The 17,935-nt window shown below is 67.1% G+C and carries 19 protein-coding genes, 1 tRNA gene and 1 pseudogene; 11 read left to right on the forward strand and 10 right to left on the reverse strand.

The genetic code is table 11. From position 1 onward, the window contains the following. Positions 1 to 118: 118 nt before the first annotated feature. Positions 119 to 1,009 (reverse strand): DMT family transporter, encoded by an 891-nt coding sequence (locus JHD80_RS04480; protein WP_199085176.1) that lies wholly within the window; start codon positions 1,007 to 1,009, stop codon positions 119 to 121. 74 nt (positions 1,010 to 1,083) lie between these two features. Between JHD80_RS04480 and JHD80_RS04485 the strand changes: the two genes are divergently transcribed. From JHD80_RS04485 to JHD80_RS04515, 7 genes are all read left to right on the forward strand, one after another. Further along, on the forward strand, positions 1,084 to 2,010 hold the full coding sequence (locus tag JHD80_RS04485; RefSeq protein WP_199085177.1) for an N-acetylmuramic acid 6-phosphate etherase: 927 nt from the start codon (positions 1,084 to 1,086) through the stop codon (positions 2,008 to 2,010). Further along, positions 2,007 to 2,840: a GntR family transcriptional regulator gene (locus JHD80_RS04490; protein WP_349237208.1), complete on the forward strand. Its 834-nt coding sequence runs from the start codon at positions 2,007 to 2,009 to the stop codon at positions 2,838 to 2,840. The genes JHD80_RS04485 and JHD80_RS04490 overlap by 4 nt, the downstream gene beginning before the upstream one ends. Beyond that, on the forward strand, positions 2,837 to 3,868 hold the full coding sequence (locus tag JHD80_RS04495) for an SIS domain-containing protein (RefSeq protein WP_199085178.1): 1,032 nt from the start codon (positions 2,837 to 2,839) through the stop codon (positions 3,866 to 3,868). Before JHD80_RS04490 ends, JHD80_RS04495 begins: the two co-directional genes overlap by 4 nt. Then, positions 3,868 to 4,980: an N-acetylglucosamine-6-phosphate deacetylase gene (gene nagA, locus JHD80_RS04500; RefSeq protein ID WP_199085179.1), complete on the forward strand. Its 1,113-nt coding sequence runs from the start codon at positions 3,868 to 3,870 to the stop codon at positions 4,978 to 4,980. Before JHD80_RS04495 ends, nagA begins: the two co-directional genes overlap by 1 nt. A 184-nt stretch (positions 4,981 to 5,164) precedes the next feature. Next, a complete protein-coding gene (locus JHD80_RS04505; protein WP_199085180.1) occupies positions 5,165 to 5,569 on the forward strand; it encodes a hypothetical protein in 405 nt (134 codons plus the stop codon). Positions 5,570 to 6,061: 492 nt separating this feature from the next. Continuing rightward, positions 6,062 to 6,919 carry a flagellar motor stator protein MotA gene (gene motA / locus JHD80_RS04510; RefSeq protein ID WP_199085181.1) on the forward strand — a complete coding sequence of 286 codons (858 nt, stop codon included), beginning with the start codon at positions 6,062 to 6,064 and terminating at the stop codon, positions 6,917 to 6,919. Between the two features lie 28 nt (positions 6,920 to 6,947). Then, positions 6,948 to 7,820 (forward strand): flagellar motor protein MotB, encoded by an 873-nt coding sequence (locus JHD80_RS04515; protein ID WP_210339798.1) that lies wholly within the window; start codon positions 6,948 to 6,950, stop codon positions 7,818 to 7,820. 111 nt (positions 7,821 to 7,931) lie between these two features. Here the strand turns inward: JHD80_RS04515 and JHD80_RS04520 are convergent, their stop codons facing one another. Both JHD80_RS04520 and JHD80_RS04525 read right to left on the reverse strand, forming a co-directional pair. Then, on the reverse strand, positions 7,932 to 8,210 hold the full coding sequence (locus JHD80_RS04520) for a hypothetical protein (RefSeq protein ID WP_199085182.1): 279 nt from the start codon (positions 8,208 to 8,210) through the stop codon (positions 7,932 to 7,934). A gap of 183 nt (positions 8,211 to 8,393) precedes the next feature. Next, a tRNA-Ser gene (locus JHD80_RS04525) sits at positions 8,394 to 8,483 on the reverse strand. Positions 8,484 to 8,776: 293 nt separating this feature from the next. On the opposite strand from JHD80_RS04525, the gene rplU reads away from it, so the two are divergent. The 4 genes from rplU to JHD80_RS04545 all read left to right on the forward strand — a co-directional run bounded on the left by rplU (position 8,777) and on the right by JHD80_RS04545 (position 11,642). Then, positions 8,777 to 9,265 carry a 50S ribosomal protein L21 gene (gene rplU, locus JHD80_RS04530; RefSeq protein WP_199085183.1) on the forward strand — a complete coding sequence of 163 codons (489 nt, stop codon included), beginning with the start codon at positions 8,777 to 8,779 and terminating at the stop codon, positions 9,263 to 9,265. A gap of 170 nt (positions 9,266 to 9,435) precedes the next feature. Further along, a complete protein-coding gene (gene rpmA, locus JHD80_RS04535) occupies positions 9,436 to 9,702 on the forward strand; it encodes a 50S ribosomal protein L27 (protein ID WP_199085184.1) in 267 nt (88 codons plus the stop codon). Between the two features lie 155 nt (positions 9,703 to 9,857). Further along, on the forward strand, positions 9,858 to 10,550 hold the full coding sequence (locus tag JHD80_RS04540) for a GNAT family N-acetyltransferase (protein WP_199085185.1): 693 nt from the start codon (positions 9,858 to 9,860) through the stop codon (positions 10,548 to 10,550). Positions 10,551 to 10,718: 168 nt separating this feature from the next. Further along, positions 10,719 to 11,642, forward strand: a complete 924-nt coding sequence (locus JHD80_RS04545; RefSeq protein WP_199085186.1) for a diguanylate cyclase — start codon at positions 10,719 to 10,721, stop codon at positions 11,640 to 11,642. A 43-nt stretch (positions 11,643 to 11,685) separates the two neighbouring features. Here the strand turns inward: JHD80_RS04545 and denD are convergent, their stop codons facing one another. The 7 genes and pseudogenes from denD to JHD80_RS04575 all read right to left on the reverse strand — a co-directional run. Continuing rightward, complete coding sequence (gene denD / locus JHD80_RS04550; RefSeq protein WP_199085187.1) at positions 11,686 to 12,666, reverse strand: D-erythronate dehydrogenase; 981 nt, start codon at positions 12,664 to 12,666, stop codon at positions 11,686 to 11,688. A gap of 121 nt (positions 12,667 to 12,787) precedes the next feature. After that, positions 12,788 to 13,534: an SDR family oxidoreductase gene (locus JHD80_RS04555; protein ID WP_199085188.1), complete on the reverse strand. Its 747-nt coding sequence runs from the start codon at positions 13,532 to 13,534 to the stop codon at positions 12,788 to 12,790. A gap of 12 nt (positions 13,535 to 13,546) precedes the next feature. Further along, positions 13,547 to 13,918, reverse strand: a complete 372-nt coding sequence (locus JHD80_RS29245) for a GNAT family N-acetyltransferase (protein ID WP_349237209.1) — start codon at positions 13,916 to 13,918, stop codon at positions 13,547 to 13,549. 105 nt (positions 13,919 to 14,023) lie between these two features. Next, positions 14,024 to 14,710: pseudogene (locus JHD80_RS29250) on the reverse strand (GNAT family N-acetyltransferase); the annotation flags it as partial. 5 nt (positions 14,711 to 14,715) lie between these two features. Continuing rightward, entirely contained in the window at positions 14,716 to 15,042 is a 327-nt protein-coding gene (locus JHD80_RS04565; protein ID WP_199085190.1) for a hypothetical protein, read from the reverse strand. Beyond that, entirely contained in the window at positions 15,039 to 15,878 is an 840-nt protein-coding gene (locus JHD80_RS04570; protein WP_199085191.1) for an isocitrate lyase/PEP mutase family protein, read from the reverse strand. Before JHD80_RS04570 ends, JHD80_RS04565 begins: the two co-directional genes overlap by 4 nt. A gap of 340 nt (positions 15,879 to 16,218) precedes the next feature. Beyond that, the coding region (locus JHD80_RS04575; RefSeq protein WP_199085192.1) for an IlvD/Edd family dehydratase at positions 16,219 to 17,935 on the reverse strand (1,717 nt) is incomplete at its 5' end.

Here is a 17,935-nt window from a genome sequence, read left to right on the forward strand (position 1 = left end):
CCCGGACAAGCGGCGAAGCCGCGCAGATCCGGGATCCATCGCAGAGCTCCGGAGCCCTCCGATGCGTCCCGGGTCAAGCCCGGGATGACGAGGTGGTTCCGCGTCCAATCGGCAGGCTCTAGCGCCGGAGCAGCCAGCAGGCGCCGATGATCAGGACGGCGCCGAGCATGGCCTGCGGCGTCGGCATCTCCGAGAAGAAGACGAGGCCGATCATGATCGCCCAGATCAGCCCGGTATATTCGACCGCGACCAGGCGGCTGGCCTCGCCGCGCGCGAAGGCCAGCGCCAAAGCGACATGGCCGGCAAGGCCCAGCGCGCCGATCAGGATGAAGGCCGGCCAATCGGCCGATGAGACCGGCGCCCAGAACAAGGCCGCGGGCAAGGCGAGGATCGCGGCGGGGATCGCCGACTGGAATAGCGCGATCGTCAGGGGCGGGTCGCCGCGCTTCGCCCGCTGGCGCAGCAATACGACGGAGAGCGCGTAGGCCACGGCGCAGCCGAGCACGGCGGCGATCCCGAGCGCCCGGCCCGGCGCGATTGCCTTGATACTGAAGCCGCCGGCCGTGACCATGACGCCGGCGAAACCGAGCGCCAGCGCCAGATAGACCATCGGCTTCGGCCGTTCGCCGAGCAAGGGGATGGCGATCAGCGCGACCAGCAACGGCGCGATGAAGGAGATGATGAAGACCTCCGCCAGCGGCAGAACGGAAAGTCCGTAGAAGAAGCCGAGCGTCGACAGAGCGACCATGACGCCGCGCAGCAAATTGCCGGTGACGACGCCGCGGTCCGGCAACGGCGCGCGCAGAACAAGGAACAGCAAGGCTCCCATCGCCGCGGTCGCCGCGAAACGCAGGAAGGTGAGGTGCAAGGCGCTGTAGCGCGGCGAAAGCTCCTTCACGACGCCGTCCATCACTGTGAGCAGGGCGATGCCGACGAGCCCGAGCAGGAAGGGCGGGACGGCGGCGGTCAGGCGGGCGGGACGGGAAATCTGCGGTTCTGGCTGCGTCATGGCTTCCCTGTCCGCTTCCGGCTTGCTACTGGGCTAAAGTGGACTTAATTTGGTCTGGTCACAAGAGGCAGTTCATGGCGACGGAAGATGTCAGCGCACGCTTTCAGGAGCTCGATGCCTGGGGCGATCTCGATATCCTGAAGGCGCTCTACGAGGGCCAACTCGCGGCGGTCGCTGCGATTGCGACCTCCTTGCCGGCGATCGCCGAGGCCGTCGCCGCCGCGGTGCCCAGGCTCGAGGCCGGCGGGCGCCTGATCTATGCCGGCGCCGGCACCTCCGGGCGCATCGGCGTGCAGGACGGCGCGGAACTGACCCCCACCTTCGACTGGCCGGAAGAGCGCCTCGGCTTCGCCATCGCCGGCGGCGACGAGGCGATTCTGCACGCGGTCGAGAATGCCGAGGATTCCGTCGATGACGGCACCGAAGCGATGCGCCGGATTAATATAGGTCCCAACGACGTCGTCATCGGCCTCGCCGCCAGCGGCCGCACGCCCTATACGCTCGCCGCGATCGGCGAGGCCAAGGCGCGGGGCGCCCTGACGCTCGGCATCGCCAACAACCGCGGCTCGGCCCTGCTGCGCACCGCCGATCTCGGCATCCTCATCGAGACCGGAGAGGAGGTCGTCGCCGGCTCGACCCGGATGAAGGCGGGCACCGCGCAGAAGATCGTGCTCAACCTGTTCTCGACCCTGCTGATGATCCGGATGGGCCGTGTCTATCGCGGGCTGATGGTCCATATGCGGGCGACCAACGCCAAGCTCAGGCACCGTGCGGCCGAGATGGTCGACATGATCACCGGCTGCGGCATCGAAGCCGCCGCCCGGCATCTCGACCGCGCCCGTGGCGACGTCAAGCGCGCTGCGCTGCTCGCCAGCGGGGCCGATATCGCCCTCGCCGAGACCTTGCTCGCCCACCACCGCGGCAATCTGCGCCTCGCTTTCGTCGATCTCGGCTCCAGGGCGACGGACAAGGCCCCGGCCGCATCCAGGGCGGCGCCGTGAGCGAGACCTCTCCCGGACGCGGCTCGCGGCGTCCGCGTGAGGCCGCCTCCGGGACCGCGCTCGAAGCGATGCCGGCCAAGCAGCAGGCGATCCTGCAAGCCCTGGCCGGCGACGATCCGACACCGCGCTATCTCAGGCTTGCCGGCGCCTTGTCGCGCCTGATCGAGAGCGACGTCTTCCAGCCGGGCGATGCCGTGCCCTCGGAGCGGGACCTGGCGCAGCTCACCGGCTATGCCCGCGTCACCGTGCGCAACGCCATCGACGAGCTCATCCGCAGCGGCACGCTTTCGCGCCGGCATGGCTCGGGCACCTTCGTCGCCTCGCGCATCGAGCAACCGCTCTCGGTGCTGGCGAGCTTCTCGACCGATATCGAGAATCGCGGCGGCCGGCCTGGCTCGGTCTGGCTGTCGAAGGAGATTGCCCGGCCGAAACCGCAGGAATCGATGGCGCTCGGTCTCGGCCCCGGCGACAGCGTCGTCCGCCTCACCCGCGTCCGCACCGCCGATGGCGAGCCCCTGGCGATCGAGTGCGCGGTGGTGCCGGCAAGCATCCTGCCCTCGCCGGATCTGATCGAGATGTCGCTCTATGCGGCGCTCGCCCAGCGCGGCGCCGTGCCGGCCCATGGCGTGCAGCGCATCCATGCCGGCCTCGCCACCGCCGACGAGGCCAAACACCTCGGCGTGCCGCCCGGCAGCGCCCTGCTCCGGATCGAGCGCCGCGCCTTCCTCGCCAACGGCAAGCCGGTCGAGTTCACGGTCTCCGCCTATCGCGGCGACCGCTACGATTTCGTCGCGACCCTCAAGGGGGAAGCCATGGGGCCGCAATCATGAGCCTTACCGACCGGCCGGTCTCGCGCATGTCGCGCGAGGTCGCGGAAATCCCGCAAGCCGCCGCCCGCCTGCTGGATGAGGGGTGGGAGACGATCGCGCGGGTCGCAGCGGCACTCGACATGAACAGCATCAGCCATGCGGTGGTCAGCGGTCGCGGCAGCTCCGGCCATGCCGGCACGCATTTGCGCTACCTCATCGAAACGCGCCTCGGCCTCAGCGCCGCGCCCGCCGCCCCCTCGGTGGTGACGCGCTATGGCGCGAACCCGCGCCTTGGGGAAGCGCTCTATATCCTGATCTCGCAATCCGGCCGCAGCCCCGACCTGGTCACGGCCGCCGAGCAGGCGACGGCCGCCGGCGCGCAGACCATCGCCATCGTCAACGACGCGGACTCGCCCGCAGCGCGGGCCTGCCGCTATGTGATCCCGGTCGCCGCCGGCCCCGAGCTCGCCGTCGCCGCGACCAAGACGGTGATCAACACCATGCTCGCCGGCCTGCTGCTGGTCGCCGCCCTTGCCGAGGACAAGGCACTCGCCGCCGCGACGCAGGCCGCGCCCGAGCGGTTGTCGCAGGCCCTCGCGTTCGACTGGTCGCCCTGGGCGCGGCGCCTCTCTCCCGCCCCCGCCGGTTTCGTGATCGGGCGCGGGCTCAGCCTCGGCCCCGCCCGCGAGGCGGCCCTCAAGGCAGCCGAGGTTCTCGGCGTACCGGTTCTCGCCTATAGCGCCGCCGAGGTCCTGCACGGGCCGAAGGCGGCGATCCGCGGCGAGCATCCGATCCTCGGGCTCAATGCCGGCGGCGAGGTGTCCGACAGCATCGAGGACGCGCTGGCGACGCTGGCCTGGCAGGGCAGCCCGGTCTTCTCGGGCTCCGGGCCGCAACCGACCCTCCCCGGCCTCGGCCCGGGCGAACCGGCGCTCGACGCCGTCGCGCTGCTGGTCCCGGTCTATCGTGCGCTCGAAGCGGAAGCCGCCCGGCTCGGCCGCAACGTCGACAGCCCGCCCGGCCTGCTCAAGGTCACGGAGACGCTCTGATGGCGGCAACCCGGCAGGCCTGGCGCGCCAGGCGCCTGTTCGACGGAACGCAGATCCTGGACGACCGGGTCGTCGTCGCCGAGGACGGCATCGTCAGCGCGATCCTCGCAGCCGATGGGAAGCCCGACTGCCAGGTCGAGACCCTGCCCGAGGAGGTCGTGCTGGCGCCGGGTTTCATCGACATCCAGGTCAATGGCGGCGGCGGCGTGATGCTGAACGACAGCCTCTCCGTCGAGGGCATCGCCACGATCGCGGCCGCCCATGCCCGCTTCGGCACGCGCTTCCTGCTGCCGACGCTGATCAGCGCCAGCCGCGCCGATATCGCCCGCGCGATAGCCGCGACCCGGGACGCCATCGCGCAGGGCGTGCCGGGCATTCTCGGCGTGCATCTCGAAGGCCCCTTCATCAATCCCGCACGCAACGGCGCCCACCCGCTCGCCAATCTGCTGCGGCCGGAACCGTCCGATATCGATCTGCTGGCATCGCTGGGCTCTGCCGGCGCGACGCTGGTGACGCTGGCGCCCGAATGCGTGCCGGAAGGCTTCATCCGCGCCCTGGTCGATCGCGGCGTCAGGGTCTGTGCCGGCCATAGCAATGCCACCGCGGCGGAGATGGCCCGCGGCCACGCCGAGGGCCTTTCCGGCGCGACCCACCTCTTCAATGCCATGTCCCAGCTCGGCTCGCGCGAACCCGGCGTGGTCGGCGCTGCGATGTCGGATCTCGGTCTCGCCGCCGGCATCATCGCCGACGGCCACCATGTCGCCTGGCCCTCCTTCCAAGCGGCCTTCCGCGCCATCGGTCCACGGCGGATGATGCTGGTCACCGACGCGATGGCGACGATCGGCTCGCCGCGCGACGCTTTCGAGCTGTTCGGCGAGACGATCCGGGTCAGCGAAGGCCGACTGGTCAATGCCGAAGGCCGGCTCGCCGGCGCTCATCTCGACATGAACACCGCGATCCTCAACGCACACCGCCATGGCGGCGCCACCTTGGCCGAGGCCTTGGCCATGGCGAGTTCCGCACCGGCGGCCTATCTCGGCCTCTCCCACAGCCACGGCCGGATCGCGCCGGGCCGGAAGGCGATCTTCTCCATCCTGCCGGTAGCGGCCTGATCGACCCGATGCGATCGCGCCAAACAGCGGGTCCGTCATTGGAATGAGGACAGGCCGGGGCGGCACGCGCTAGCCTGGCCATCCACTCGCGGATCGAAGGGGATGGATCATGCGCAGATCGCTGCTCGGAGCTTCCCTCCTGCTGGCAGGCGCTCTCTGCCAAGCGCAGGCTGCCGACGCGCCCTTGTGCAAGCTGTTCACGCAGAAGGAAGCGGCCGGCTATGTCGGCTCGTCGGTGGGCGTGGGCGAAGAGAGCCTCTTACCCGGAACCCAAGGCTGCACCTGGTCCGACGAAGCCACCGGCAACAAGATGAGCATCGCCGTGGCACCGGCCGGAAATGCCCTGCAGCTGAAGAGCTGGGGCTTCGAAAGCTGGGAAGGCTTCCGCTCCGTGCCCGGCATCGGCGCGAGAGCCTATACCGTGCGGACGCCGACCATGGAGATCATGGGAAAGAAGCTGGGCGGCGAGTGGCAGGCCGGAGCCATCGTCGGCAGCGATTACGTCGTGACCAGCCTGAAAGGCCCGAAGGGGAATGCCGACGCCGCCCTGGCCCTGCTCACGGACACGATCGGCCGGCGCAGCCGCTAGCGCAGCCATCGCCGTACGGTCCTAGTGGCAGACGACGGTCTGCCCTCTCATGGTGCATGTCGAGGTGATGCGCTCTTCCGCGCGAGGCAGCTCCGTGCCGCCCCCGAGGCCGGGAACATAGGTTTGGCCATCGCCGGCCATCGGATCGATCCGGGACGGCTCCCCGAACCCGCCCGACGCGCAGCCTGAAAGCCATGCGCAGCAGGCGATTGCGAAAACCAGCTTCATGGAGAGACGTCCCCGGCTTCGAGACACATGATGACGAGCGTCGCCTAGAATGACTCCCGGCCGGGTCGAGAGGAAGGCTTTTATCGCGCACCCCTCTTGCGCTCATCCCCGGCGGGCTCCGCCCGGCCTTCATCGACCGGACAGGCGCGGCAACCCGCGGGCCAATGGCCATAAACTCGACCTTAACCTTGATCGGTCATTTCCTCGGACAAGTAGTGGCTTCGCGTAGGCTTGTACCTGCTGCGTTGCGAGGAATGGCAAACCATGCGGCTGATCGTCGGCACAATCATCGTCTTCGTCTGCGTCTTCGGCAGCTACGCGGCGATGGGCGGCCATCTCGAGGTCCTGTGGCAGCCCTTCGAGTTCGTCATCATCCTCGGTGCGGCGATCGGCGCCTTCGTCATCGGCAATCCCGCGCCGGTGCTCAAGGCCGTGCCCTCCATGCTCGGCACGATCGTGAAGGGCCCCAAGTACAAGCGCGAGTGCTATGTCGAACTGCTCGGGATGCAGTACTCGCTATACAAATTCGTGAAGCAGAAGGGCATGCTCGCGGTCGAAGAGCACATCGAAAACCCCAGCGAGTCGACGCTGTTCAACGCCTTCCCGACTTTCGCGGAGAACCACCATGCGGTCGAGTTCGTCTGCGACTACATGCGCATGTTGACGATGGGCGCCAACAACGTCCACGAGATCGACGCTCTCATGGACGAGGAGCTGGAGACGCACCATCAGGAGCAGGAGCGCGTCGTGACAGCTATGCAGTCGCTCGCCGACGGAACGCCGGCGCTCGGCATCGTTGCCGCCGTGCTCGGCGTGATCAAGACGATGGGGGCGATCAAGGAGCCGCCGGAGGTGCTGGGCCATCTGATCGGCGGCGCGCTCGTCGGTACCTTCTTCGGCGTCTTCGTCGCCTACGGTTTCTTCGCGCCCATGGCGGCGTCGCTTAAGAGCACCTTCGAGGCGGAAGCCAAATACTACCTGTCGCTCAAGGCGGGTCTCCTCGCCCATATCGCCGGCCAGCCGCCGGTGATGGCGGTCGAATTCGCCCGCAAGGCCCTGATGAGCGAAGTCCGCCCGAGCTTCAGCGAAGTCGAAGCGGCAACCGCGAATTCCCCCGTCTAGCGCCGAGCCGGCCTGAAGCAGAGACCCGATGACCAAGCCCATCCAGCCGATCATCATCAAGAAGGTCAAGAAGGCCGCTCACGGGCACCATGGCGGGGCCTGGAAAATCGCCTATGCGGATTTCGTGACCGCCATGATGGCGTTCTTCCTGCTGATGTGGCTGATCAGCATGACGACGCAGGAGCAGAAGGACGGCCTGGCAGAATACTTCGCGCCGACCTCCGCGCTGAGCGCCGGCTCCAGTGGCTCCGGCGGCATCCTGATGGGCACCGCCCTGGACAAGGCAGGCAACAAGACGTCGGAACCCCGCGACGCGACGCGGGACGCGACCGGGCAGGAAAACAAGGCGCGGCCGACGAGCCCGAGCGGCGCCAGCGACCGTGAAATCAAGCCCCGCAACGCCAGCATGCAGGCCAATTACAGCGCCATGGCCAGCCTCCGGCAGGCGCTCCAGAACATGCCCGAGATCGCCGATCTGTCGCGCAATATCGTCATCGAGCAGACGAAGGATGGGTTGAACGTATCCCTCGTGGACGATAACGGCCGCTCCATGTTCCCCGAGGGCTCGGTCCAGCCCTACGATCGCACCCGTCTCGTGCTGGAGGCGCTCGCGCCCACCCTGCGCCGGCTGCCCAACCAGCTGTCTGTCGCCGGCCACACCGCCGTCGCCCGCCCGGGCTCGGTTCCAACCGTCGATTCCTGGAGCCTGACCGCCGGGCGCGCGCTCTCGGTGCGCGAGATCCTGTCGGGTGCCGGTCTCCCCAGCAACCGCTTCACCTCCGTGGCGGGGCGCGCCGATACCGAGCCACTCTTCCTCGACAATCCCTACATCCCGCCGAACCGGCGGGTGACGATCACGCTGCTCAATGCGGAGCCGCCGCTGCCCCCGGGCGTTCCCTGACGGGCAACGCGCCCCGGCCGCCTCGGATCCCGCTTGAGAGCGAGCTCGACCGCTCACCCGCCCTCAGAGGCGGGCCATCGCGACGTGGATCATGCCCGAAAAGCCGCTACCTTATTTGGAGCCGCGCTTCTTTCGATCGTCCTTGGCAGGCTCTGCCGCGGTCTTTGCCGATCGGGCAAGGCTGGCGATCGCCAGCGGCGGCTTCCCCGATTTTTCGGAGATGATCCGATCCTGTTCGGCGATGGCGTCGCGAGCAGGTTCGTCGCCGTCGAGTCCCCCGAGCAGATCGGTCGGAACGCGGCGATTCGATGTTCTGGAGCCGTCCTCATAGAGGACATCGAACATCGTGAACTCTGCGTCGAGAGCTTTGGATTTTGCGCGCTTGGCCATCGAGGCTCCTGTACAAGTTCCTGCTACCGCCGACCGGGGGAGGATCGATCAACCGCATCGCCCGTTCGCGCGGGCAGGCCGTCGATGAAGCTCAAGGAAAACCTGCCGGTGGGGTGAATGGTGGGGTGCCAACCACCGCTTCGAGATTCTTCGGTGCGCATTCAACCTGCTAGGCTGAGAGAGTGGCGGACAGGGAGGGATTTGAACCCCCGATACCCTTGCAGGTATGCCGCATTTCGAGTGCGGTGCATTCAACCACTCTGCCACCTGTCCGCGGTCGCCTTCGGTCGAAGCGAGGCGCTTGTTACACAAGCCGCGCCCGTGGGGCAAGCCTCCCGGACAGGAGAATTCCACTCTTCACAGCCGCTTTCGCTTGACCTCGCCCGGCCATGCGACTATCGAGCACCGTCCGGCGTGGGGAAACCCGCGCCCGATCTCTTTTGGCATGTGCGCTGCGTCGCATGCCGGCAAGAGCAAGCCAGACCACGCAATCGACTGCCAAAAAGCCGTCCCACGGGCTCCCGACCGGGAGCCGCGACAGGACGGGGCCGAACATGGAGGACAAAATGTTCGCAGTCATCAAGACCGGCGGGAAGCAGTTCCGCGTCACCGCCAACGACAAGATCACCGCTGCCAAGATCGAGGGCAACGCCGGCGACACCGTCGCGTTCGACTCGGTGCTGATGCTCACCGAGGGCGAGAAGACCACGCTCGACGCCAAGGCCCTTTCCGAGATCACCGTCGTCGGTGAGATCGTCGAGCAGGCCCGTGGCGAGAAGGTCATCGCCTTCAAGAAGCGCCGCCGCCAGAACTCCAAGCGCAAGCGTGGCTTCCGCGCCGAGTTGACCGTCATCCGCATCACCGACATCCTCACCGGCGGCAAGAAGCCGGAGATGAAGAAGGCCGATGTCGCCGATGCCCCGGTCGCCGTGAAGGCGAAGGCTGCTCCGAAGGCCGCCAAGGCCGAGGCTGGCGAAGAGGCTGAGAAGCCGAAGAAGGCCGCGGCCAAGAAGGCCCCTGCCAAGAAGGCCAAGGACGAGGCGTCCGAAGCCTGAGACCGGGTTTCCCGGCGCAGATCATCCGCGCCGGATCACCATCGCCGAGACTGATCGTCCCGGGCTGTCGCTCCTGACAGAATGGTGCTCCGGCATTTCGTATCCGAGACGGGTGGCTTTCGCCGCCGATTCGGGTTAGAGAGACACGACAAGTTTTGAGGTAGGGCGTTATGGCTCACAAAAAGGCAGGCGGCTCGTCGCGTAACGGCCGTGATTCTGAAAGCAAGCGCCTCGGCGTGAAGAAGTTCGGCGACCAGGCGGTCGTTTCCGGCAACATCATTATTCGTCAGCGCGGCACCAAGTGGCATGCCGGCGCCAATGTCGGCATGGGCAAAGACCATACCCTCTTTGCGACGACGAATGGCCGAGTCCGATTCACGACGAAACTCGGCCGAGCTTTCGTGAACGTAGTCCCGGCCCAAGAGGCCGCAGAGTAAAAGGCGGATAGGGAATTCTCTCGATCCGCCGGTTCCATCGAACCGAACGGATCAAGGGTTAAAAGGCCCGAAGTGGGTCTCCCGAAGGTCAGCAAAGGGGAGATGGGATCAAAGTCCCAGCTCCCTTTTTTCGTTTGCGCCGACGGAGAGACGATATGTTCCCCGAACTGACCCGCGACGATGTCTTCCGGCTCGAGACCCGGCGTCTCTGGCTGCGTTGGCCCCGCATGGGCGATGCCAACGCCATCCTGCGCCTTGCCGGTGAAAAGGCGGTGGCGGAGATGACGGCATCGATTCCCCATCCCTACCCGACCCAGGCGGTCGAGCCCTTCATCTTCGGGGCCCGCAAGGGAAACACTCTGGGGGAGCATCTCGTGCTGGCCATCACCCCGCGGTCGAAGCCCAACGAGCTGATCGGCATGGTCAGCGCGCACAAGCAGGCGACAGGCGTGCCCTTCATCGGCTACTGGCTCGGCACCCCGCACTGGGGCAAGGGCTACGCGACCGAGGCGGTGCAGGGGCTGATCGACAGCCTGTTCTCGCTGATCGACCTGCCTGCGATCGAGGCCGACACCCGCGTCATCAACCCGGCCTCGCGGCGGGTGCTGGAGAAGTCCGGCTTCCGCTCCGAGGGCTCGTTCCTGAAGTCGCTGCCGGCGCGCGGCGGGCTGTTCCCCTGCGAGCAGTTCCGGCTCGACCGTTCGACCTGGGCGGCCCTGAAGAGCTGGAGCGCCAGCGGCTGGGCTCATGCGCCCGATCCGGAAGCGGATGAGGAGCCGGCGCGCGCGCCGACGCTCGCCATGCCGCCGCGCCGCCAGCAGGAACAGGGCGAGCCCTGCCCGGCCTGAGCGTTTGCGCCGGAAGCGAAGCGATCCCGAGGGGTGGCGGTCGATGATCGCCACCCCTTTCACTGTGGGAAGCCCGAACTTCGTTAAAATGCGAGCGGAACCGGTCATCCTTGCTGAAAACCCCGGCTGCTAGCCGTGGCGCACTCTGGGGGAAACGGAGTGTGCCTTGTGAAAGCCAATACGACGCGGATTCGAGAATTCATCGGTTCTTCATTGCTGGCTCAGGCCTTTGCCGGCTGTTTCGTTGCGACCCACGTTCCGATCCTTTCCATCGCGGCCTATGTCGCGTCCGGTGCGGCGATCAGCGCCCAGGCCATCCTGGCCATCATCCTGCTGGCGACGATCGTAGGAACCGCCTTTGCCTTCGTCGTGATGCGGCATCTGCTGCTGCCCGTCAGCGAGCTCGCGCGCGGGCTCAAGAGTTACCGGGTCGAGGGCCGCATCCCCCGCCTCGTCAAGCAGCGCAACGATGATGTCGGCCGCCTCACCGACGAGGTTCGCGCCCTGATCAATACGCTCGAGGAGAAGCTCAATCGCCTGAAGCGCCAGGCCTTCTCGGACACGCTGACCGGGCTCGGCAACCGGCGCTGGCTCGCCGAGGTTGTCGGCGCGGAGATCGCGCGCTCGCGCCGCGAGCAGCGGCCGCTCTCTGTGATCGTGCTCGATATCGACCACTTCAAGCGCATCAACGACGCGTTCGGCCATGATGCCGGCGACGAGGTTCTCGTCGCCATCGCCGAGACGGCGAAGCGCGTGCTTCGCCCCTATGATCTGATAGCGCGGCTGGGCGGCGAGGAATTCTGCGCCTTCCTGCCGGGCACCAATCTCAAGGAAGCCCTGCAGATCGCCGAGCGTTTGCGGGAAGCCATCGCGGCCCTGCAGATCGAAACGATCCGGGGGCGGCGCGTCACCGCGAGCTTCGGCGTGCACGAGGGAAATATCGCGCGCGAGCATTTCAAGGACATGCTGCGCATCGCCGACGACTATCTCTACCAGGCCAAGGGAGGCGGCCGGAACCAGGTCCAGACTAGCGAGGCGCAACCGGCCGTCATGCAGACGTCAGCGCCCGGCTCGGGTTTCAACGAATCCTGACGATACGAAAAGGGCGGCCGCAGGAGCCGCCCTTTTTGCGACCTCACTTCACGAATGTGCCGTGAAGCTCGTCATCGATATGCACGCGGATGATCTCCTCGAAGCTCGACTCCGCCTTGAAGCCGAGCGCCAGCGACCGCTGCGGGTTGAAGTTGCGCGGCCAGCCCGCGACGATCCCGTCGATCACCGGGTCGGGCACGCGCTTGATCCGCTTCACCACGTTCTCGCCGGCGACCTTGCGCAAGGCCTCGATCTGCTCGGCGACGGTGCAGGAATAGCCCGGCATGGTCAGCGCCCGGCGCGGGCCGATGGCAGCGGTATCCATCGTCGCGGCGTGGATGAGGAAGCCGACCGCCGAGCGCGGGCTGGCATGCCAGTGGCGCACCTGGTCCGAGACCGGCAGCACCGCCTCCTCGCCGTTCAGCGGCTCGCGGATGATGTTGGAGAAGAACCCCGAGGCGGCCTTGTTCGGCTTGCCCGGCCGCACGCAGATCGTCGGCAGGCGGATGCCGACGCCGTCGAAGAAGCCGCGCCGCGAATAATCGCAGAGCAGCAATTCGCCGATCGCCTTCTGCGTACCGTAGCTGGTCAGTGGCGTGGTGAAGAACTCGTCCTCGATCTTGTCGTGGAAGGGCGCGCCGAACACCGCGACCGAGGAGGTGAAGACCACGCGCGGCTTGTAGCCTTCCGCATGGCGGATCGCCTCGAAGAGATAGCGCGTGCCGTCGAGATTGATCCGGTAGCCCTTGTCGAAATCCGCCTCGGCCTCGCCCGAGACCACCGCCGCGAGATGGATGATGAGCTCGGGCCGCGTCGCGATCAGCTTCTCGGATTCACCGTGGATCGAGAGATCGGAGACCACCGCCTCGAAATCGAAGGGCGCGGCCGGCGGCGGCGAGGCCACCACGACGTCCTGCGCCGTTACGCGCGTCACCGGCTTGCCGCCGAGATGGCCGTCGCGTGCCAGCCGCTCGATGAACTTGCGCCCGACCATGCCGGCGCCGCCGAGAACGAGAATATGCATCGGATCTGTCCTGAGGGTTCGGGTTGCGCGCTTTGAAGCGCATTCATCTCAAAGGAGAGCCGCATCGATCATCCCGGGCCGGACCCGGGATGATCGACGGCCAAGGCAAACGACGCTCGCCTCAGAGCGCGAAGCCGCCATCCGCCAAATGGATCTGGCCGGTGGTGTAGCTGGACTCGTCAGCCGCGAGGTAGACGGCAAGTGCCGCGATCTCCTCGGCCGTGCCGAGCCGGCCCATGGGCTGGCGATCGATGAAGGCCTGCCTTGCGGCGGCTTCCGTCGTCTTCGTCGCCTGGGCGAGGTCCTTGATGCGCTGGTCGAGCGAGGGCGACTGGATCGTGCCCGGGCAGATCGCGTTCGCGCGCACGCCCTTCTTGATGTAGTCGGCCGCGACAGCCTTGGTCAGGCCGATCACCGCCGCCTTGGTCGCGCCATAGGCGTAGCGGTTCGGGATGCCGCGCACCGAGCCGGCACCGGACGCAATGTTGACGATCGAGCCCGAGCCCTTCGCCAGCATGGCGGGCAGGAAGGCCTGGATCGTGCGGTGCATCGATTTGACGTTGAGGTCGAAGGAAAAATCCCAGGCCTTGTCGTCCGTGTCGAGCACCGTGCCGTGATGGACGAAGCCGGCGGCGTTCACGAGGATATCGACGGGCCCGACCTTCTCGGCGAAGGCATTGACCGCCTTGGACGAGAGAACGTCGAGCTTGCGCTTCTTCGCCTTCGGAATGCCTTCCAGCAGGGCAACGTCCTTGTCGGTCGCCCAGACGGTGGCGCCCTCGGCGACGAAGGCCTCGGCGATGGCCCGGCCGATCCCCTGCCCCGCGGCGGTGACGACCGCGACCTTGCCCTTCAAACGTCCTGCCATGCTCGTTTCCTTTTATTGCCCGGCTTTTGCGAAGGTCTTGCGCATATGGGTCAGCCGCCGGTCGGCCATGTCCTCATGATGCGTGATGGCGAAGCCCAGCCGCTCGTACCAGCCGATGCGCTGGGTCAGCTTGGCGTGGGTGTAGAGATGCACGGAACCGTAGCCGAGCGCCTGCGCCCGCTCGTCCGCGAAACCCATCAGCGCGGCGCCAAGCTTGCGCCCACCGGCCTCGGGCGCGACGGCGACGCTCCAGATCGTGAAATCCTCGGGCTCGATATCGAGCACCAGCGCGGCTTCGAGCTCGCCGCCCTCGCCTTCCGCAAGCCAGACCTCGTGCTCGGCGACGACCTGCGTGTAATCCGCGATGCGCGGCAGGGAGGGCACGCCAATGATGCTCTCGTTCGGCGTATAGGCGGCGTTCTTGAGGGCGAGGATCGCCGGGATATCGGCAAGCCCGGCCCGGCGTAGCGCGACGGCGCCGGCATGGCCGCCCGTCTGGTTGAAGGCGGCGAGCGAAAGCCTCTGCTGGCCTTGCGCGTCGAAATTCGACGGCGCCAGCCAGCGCCGGAAGGCCTGGGCTCGCACCGGCCATTCGCCGTCGAGGATCGAGAACCAGGCGGTGTCGCGATTGGCGCCCTTCACCACCATGTGCTGGCGGAACAGGCCCTCGTACAGGAAGCCGAAGCGCAGCGCGGCACGCTTGGAGGGCTCGTTCCGGTTGTTGCACTTCCACTCGTAGCGCCGATAGCCGAGCGAGAAGCCGTAATCGCCGACGAGATAGATCGCCTCGGTCGCCGCCCGCGTCCGCTGCAGGGCCGGCGAATAGGTGATCCAGCCGACCTCGAAGACGCCGTGCTCGGGCCGGATCTCCATGATCCAGAGATGGCCCTTGGCCTTGCCGTCGGCCTTGTCGATCACGGCCAGCGGCACGATGCCGGCCTTGGCCACCATCGAATCGAGCAGCGCGCGGTATTCGTCCTTGCTTTGCGGCGGCGCGGCCGGCAGCCAGTCCCAGACATCGTCGCGCCCGACATCGGACGCCCAGATGTCGTCGATATGCTTGGCGACATCGAGCGGCTCCAGCCGGCAATACTGGCCTTCCAGAACCTTGGCCGGCGGGAACGGCGGCGCCTTCCAGTCCGCTGGGAGCGTGGACTGAGCGGGCGGTGCGATCATCGGCATCATGGCTTCGTCATCTCCTGCCAGCCACTGAGATCGGCGGTGACCGTCCACCCGGCGCCCAATTCCCCGCGGATCGCCTCGACGATGGCCGCGCCCTCGGCTTCCCAGGCCAGTTGTTCGACAGCGTCGGGAAAGCGCGAGCGCGCCTCGTCATCCTCTTCATAGATCGCGTCGAACGCGTCCATCCAGGCTTCCAGCCGGTCCGCGAGATCGTCGGACAAGCCGGCATCCTCCGCATCGATGGCCTTGCGCCGGCCTTTCGCGTCGATCGTCCAGAGGCCGCTATTCCCGAGCCAGGCCGGGGCGATGAGCAGGGTCTGGCTCACGAGCGCGCCTTCAGATCCGCCGTGAAGAACGGGTTCAGCGGCGCAGAGGCGCCGTTGCCGGCGAAGCCCTTGAAGCTGCCCTCGTCCGCGATCAGCCGCGTCGCCTCGATGAAGGCCGACCAGGCCGCGCGTGCGAGCGCGCCGCCGATCGAGATGCGGCGCGTACCGGTCGCCGCGATATCCGCAACCGAAAGCCCGAAATCGCCATAGATCAGCGTATTCACCGGCCTGCCGCCGGCCGCGGCGACGATGGCCCCGATATCGGCCGGGGTCTTCGGGCCGGGGGCATAGAGCACGTCGGCACCGGCGGCGGCATAGGCCTCGATCCGCCGCACCGATTCCTTCAGCGGCTCGGCATGACCTGTCAGGAAGCACTCGGCGCGCGCCGTCAGCACGACGCCTGAGCCGGTCTCGTCGATGGCCTTGCGCGCCGCCTTGATCCGCTCGACCGCGAGCTCGAACGGATAGAGCGGCTCGTCCTGGCGCCCGGTCGCATCCTCGATCGACAAGCCCGCGACGCCGGTCGCGATGCAGAGCTTGACGTTGGCGGCGACGCCATCGGGCGTATCGGCATAGCCGTTCTCGAAATCGGCGTTCACCGGCAGATCAGGCACCGCCTTCACGATCTCGGCGATATGAGCCAGCATCATGTCGCGCGGCACGTCCTGGTCGGCGCGCCCCTGCGTGAAGGCATAGCCCGCGCTGGTCGTCGCCAGCGCCTTGAAACCCTGCCCGCGCAGCCAGCGCGCCGAGCCGAAATCCCAAGGGTTAGGCATCACGAAGCAGCCCGCCTCGTGGAGCTTGCGGAAGGCTTCGACCTGCGGGCTCTGTGCCATTTTTAAATCGTTTCAAATGGTAGCGGAACGAATGGCTGCCATAGTGTCGAGGGTCGTACCGTTTGTCAGCCCCGAAGGCCGCGCGTCGCGCAGCGAACGCCGATGCGCGGGCGGAATGGCGTGGGGAGCGGAGCGGGTGGTGAGCGCGCCGATGAAATGTGTCATCCCGCACGCGCTGCGGCGCAAAGTGCCGCTGCGCAGATGCGGGACCGCGCGACGAGAAGGCGCCCATCGCCGCGACGAGAAGGCGCCTTTTCCGGGTGACGGTCCCGTGTCTGCGCCGCGGCATTGGCATGCCGCAGCGCGCACGGGATGACACCCTTCGAACGCGGCAAACCGCTCAGTGGTTATCGCGCGGAATGCCGAACTTCTTGTGGATCTTCTGGTACTTGACCGCCGGCTTGAGGACCATGCCCTCGGAGAGCTCGTCGACGATCTTGCGCTGGATCTCCTGCCAGGGCGTCTGGCTCTTCGGATACTTGTAGCCGCCCGACGCCTTGAACGCCGCCTTGCGCTCCGCCAGTTCCTCATCCGAGATCAGGATGTTGGCGGTGCGCTTCTTCAGGTCGATGCGGACCTTGTCGCCCATCTTGAGCATGGCGAGTCCGCCGCCGGTCGCCGCTTCCGGCGAGGCGTTGAGGATCGAGGGCGAGCCCGAGGTGCCGGACTGACGGCCGTCGCCGACGCAGGCCAGCGCCGTGATGCCCTTCTTGATCAGGTAATCCGGCGGCCGCATGTTCACGACCTCGGCTGCACCGGGATAACCGATCGGCCCGACGCCGCGGATGAACAGGATGCAGTGCTCGTCGATGGCGAGCGCGGGATCGTCGATGCGGTGGTGATAATCTTCCGGCCCGTCGAAGACGATGGCGCGGCCCTCGAAGGCCATCGGGTCCTTCGGATTCTCCAGATAGCGCTGGCGGAATTCCGGCGTGATCACGCTGGTCTTCATGATCGCGGAATCGAACAGGTTGCCGGAGAGGTTGAGGAAGCCCGACTGCGCCTTCATCGGCTGGTCGTAGCTCTTGATCACCTCGCGGGCGATCGAGAAGGCGCCCTTGCAGTTCTCTTCGAGCGTCTTGCCGTTGGCGGTGATCGCGGGCTTGAGCTTGCCCTTCTCGATCAGCTCCGCGATCACGGCGGGCAGGCCGCCGGCGCGGTAATAATCCTCGCCGAGATATTCGCCGGCCGGCTGCAGGTTGACCAGCAGCGGGATGTCGTAGCCGATCTTGGTCCAGTCCTCGTTGTCGAGCTTGACGCCGATATGCTTGGCGATGGCGTTGACATGGACGGGCGCATTGGTCGAGCCGCCGATCGCCGAGTTGATGACGATGGTGTTCTCGAAGGCCTCGCGGGTCAGGATCTTCGAGGGGATCAGGTTCTCCCAGACCATCTCGACGATGCGCTTGCCGGTGAGATAGGCCATCTCGTAGCGGTCGCGATAAGGCGCAGGGATCGCGGCGGCGCCGGGCAGCGTCATGCCCATGGCCTCGGCCAGGGAATTCATCGTCGAGGCCGTGCCCATCGTGTTGCAATGGCCGGCGGACGGCGCGGACGAAGCGACGAGGTCGACGAAGCCTTTATAGTCGATCTCGCCGGCCGCCATCATCTGGCGCGCCTTCCAGACGATCGTGCCGGAGCCGGTGCGCTCGCCGCGAAAGGAGCCGTTCAGCATCGGCCCGCCCGGCAGCGCGATCGCGGGGATATCGACCGTCGCGGCCGCCATGATCTGGGCCGGCGTGGTCTTGTCGCAGCCCGTCGTCAGCACGACGCCGTCGAGCGGATAGCCGTAGAGGATCTCGACCAGCGAGAGATATTGCAGGTTGCGGTCGAGCGCCGCGGTCGGCCGCTTGCAGGTTTCCTGGATCGGATGGATCGGGAACTCGAAGGGCACGCCGCCCATCTCGCGGATGCCGTCGCGGACGCGCGAGGCCAGCTCGATATGGTGGCGGTTGCAAGGCGCGATGTCGGAGCCGGTCTGCGCGATGCCGATGATCGGACGGCCCGACTGCAGCTCCTCGCGCGACAGGCCGAAATTCATCGTGCGCTCGATATAG

The sequence above is a fragment of the Allobosea sp. ASV33 genome, from assembly GCF_016428755.1.
GTDB lineage: Bacteria > Pseudomonadota > Alphaproteobacteria > Rhizobiales > Beijerinckiaceae > Allobosea.

Coding starts and splice junctions, on each gene's coding strand:
- JHD80_RS04555 (WP_199085188.1), bottom strand. CDS start 13,534: ATGGCAGGACGTTTGAAGGGCAAGGTCGCGGTCGTCACCGCCGCGGGG.
- JHD80_RS04540 (WP_199085185.1), top strand. CDS start 9,858: ATGTTCCCCGAACTGACCCGCGACGATGTCTTCCGGCTCGAGACCCGG.
- JHD80_RS04570 (WP_199085191.1), bottom strand. CDS start 15,878: ATGGCACAGAGCCCGCAGGTCGAAGCCTTCCGCAAGCTCCACGAGGCG.
- JHD80_RS04485 (WP_199085177.1), top strand. CDS start 1,084: ATGGCGACGGAAGATGTCAGCGCACGCTTTCAGGAGCTCGATGCCTGG.
- JHD80_RS04515 (WP_210339798.1), top strand. CDS start 6,948: ATGACCAAGCCCATCCAGCCGATCATCATCAAGAAGGTCAAGAAGGCC.
- motA (WP_199085181.1), top strand. CDS start 6,062: ATGCGGCTGATCGTCGGCACAATCATCGTCTTCGTCTGCGTCTTCGGC.
- rplU (WP_199085183.1), top strand. CDS start 8,777: ATGTTCGCAGTCATCAAGACCGGCGGGAAGCAGTTCCGCGTCACCGCC.
- JHD80_RS04480 (WP_199085176.1), bottom strand. CDS start 1,009: ATGACGCAGCCAGAACCGCAGATTTCCCGTCCCGCCCGCCTGACCGCC.
- denD (WP_199085187.1), bottom strand. CDS start 12,666: ATGCATATTCTCGTTCTCGGCGGCGCCGGCATGGTCGGGCGCAAGTTC.
- rpmA (WP_199085184.1), top strand. CDS start 9,436: ATGGCTCACAAAAAGGCAGGCGGCTCGTCGCGTAACGGCCGTGATTCT.
- JHD80_RS04520 (WP_199085182.1), bottom strand. CDS start 8,210: ATGGCCAAGCGCGCAAAATCCAAAGCTCTCGACGCAGAGTTCACGATG.
- nagA (WP_199085179.1), top strand. CDS start 3,868: ATGGCGGCAACCCGGCAGGCCTGGCGCGCCAGGCGCCTGTTCGACGGA.
- JHD80_RS04495 (WP_199085178.1), top strand. CDS start 2,837: ATGAGCCTTACCGACCGGCCGGTCTCGCGCATGTCGCGCGAGGTCGCG.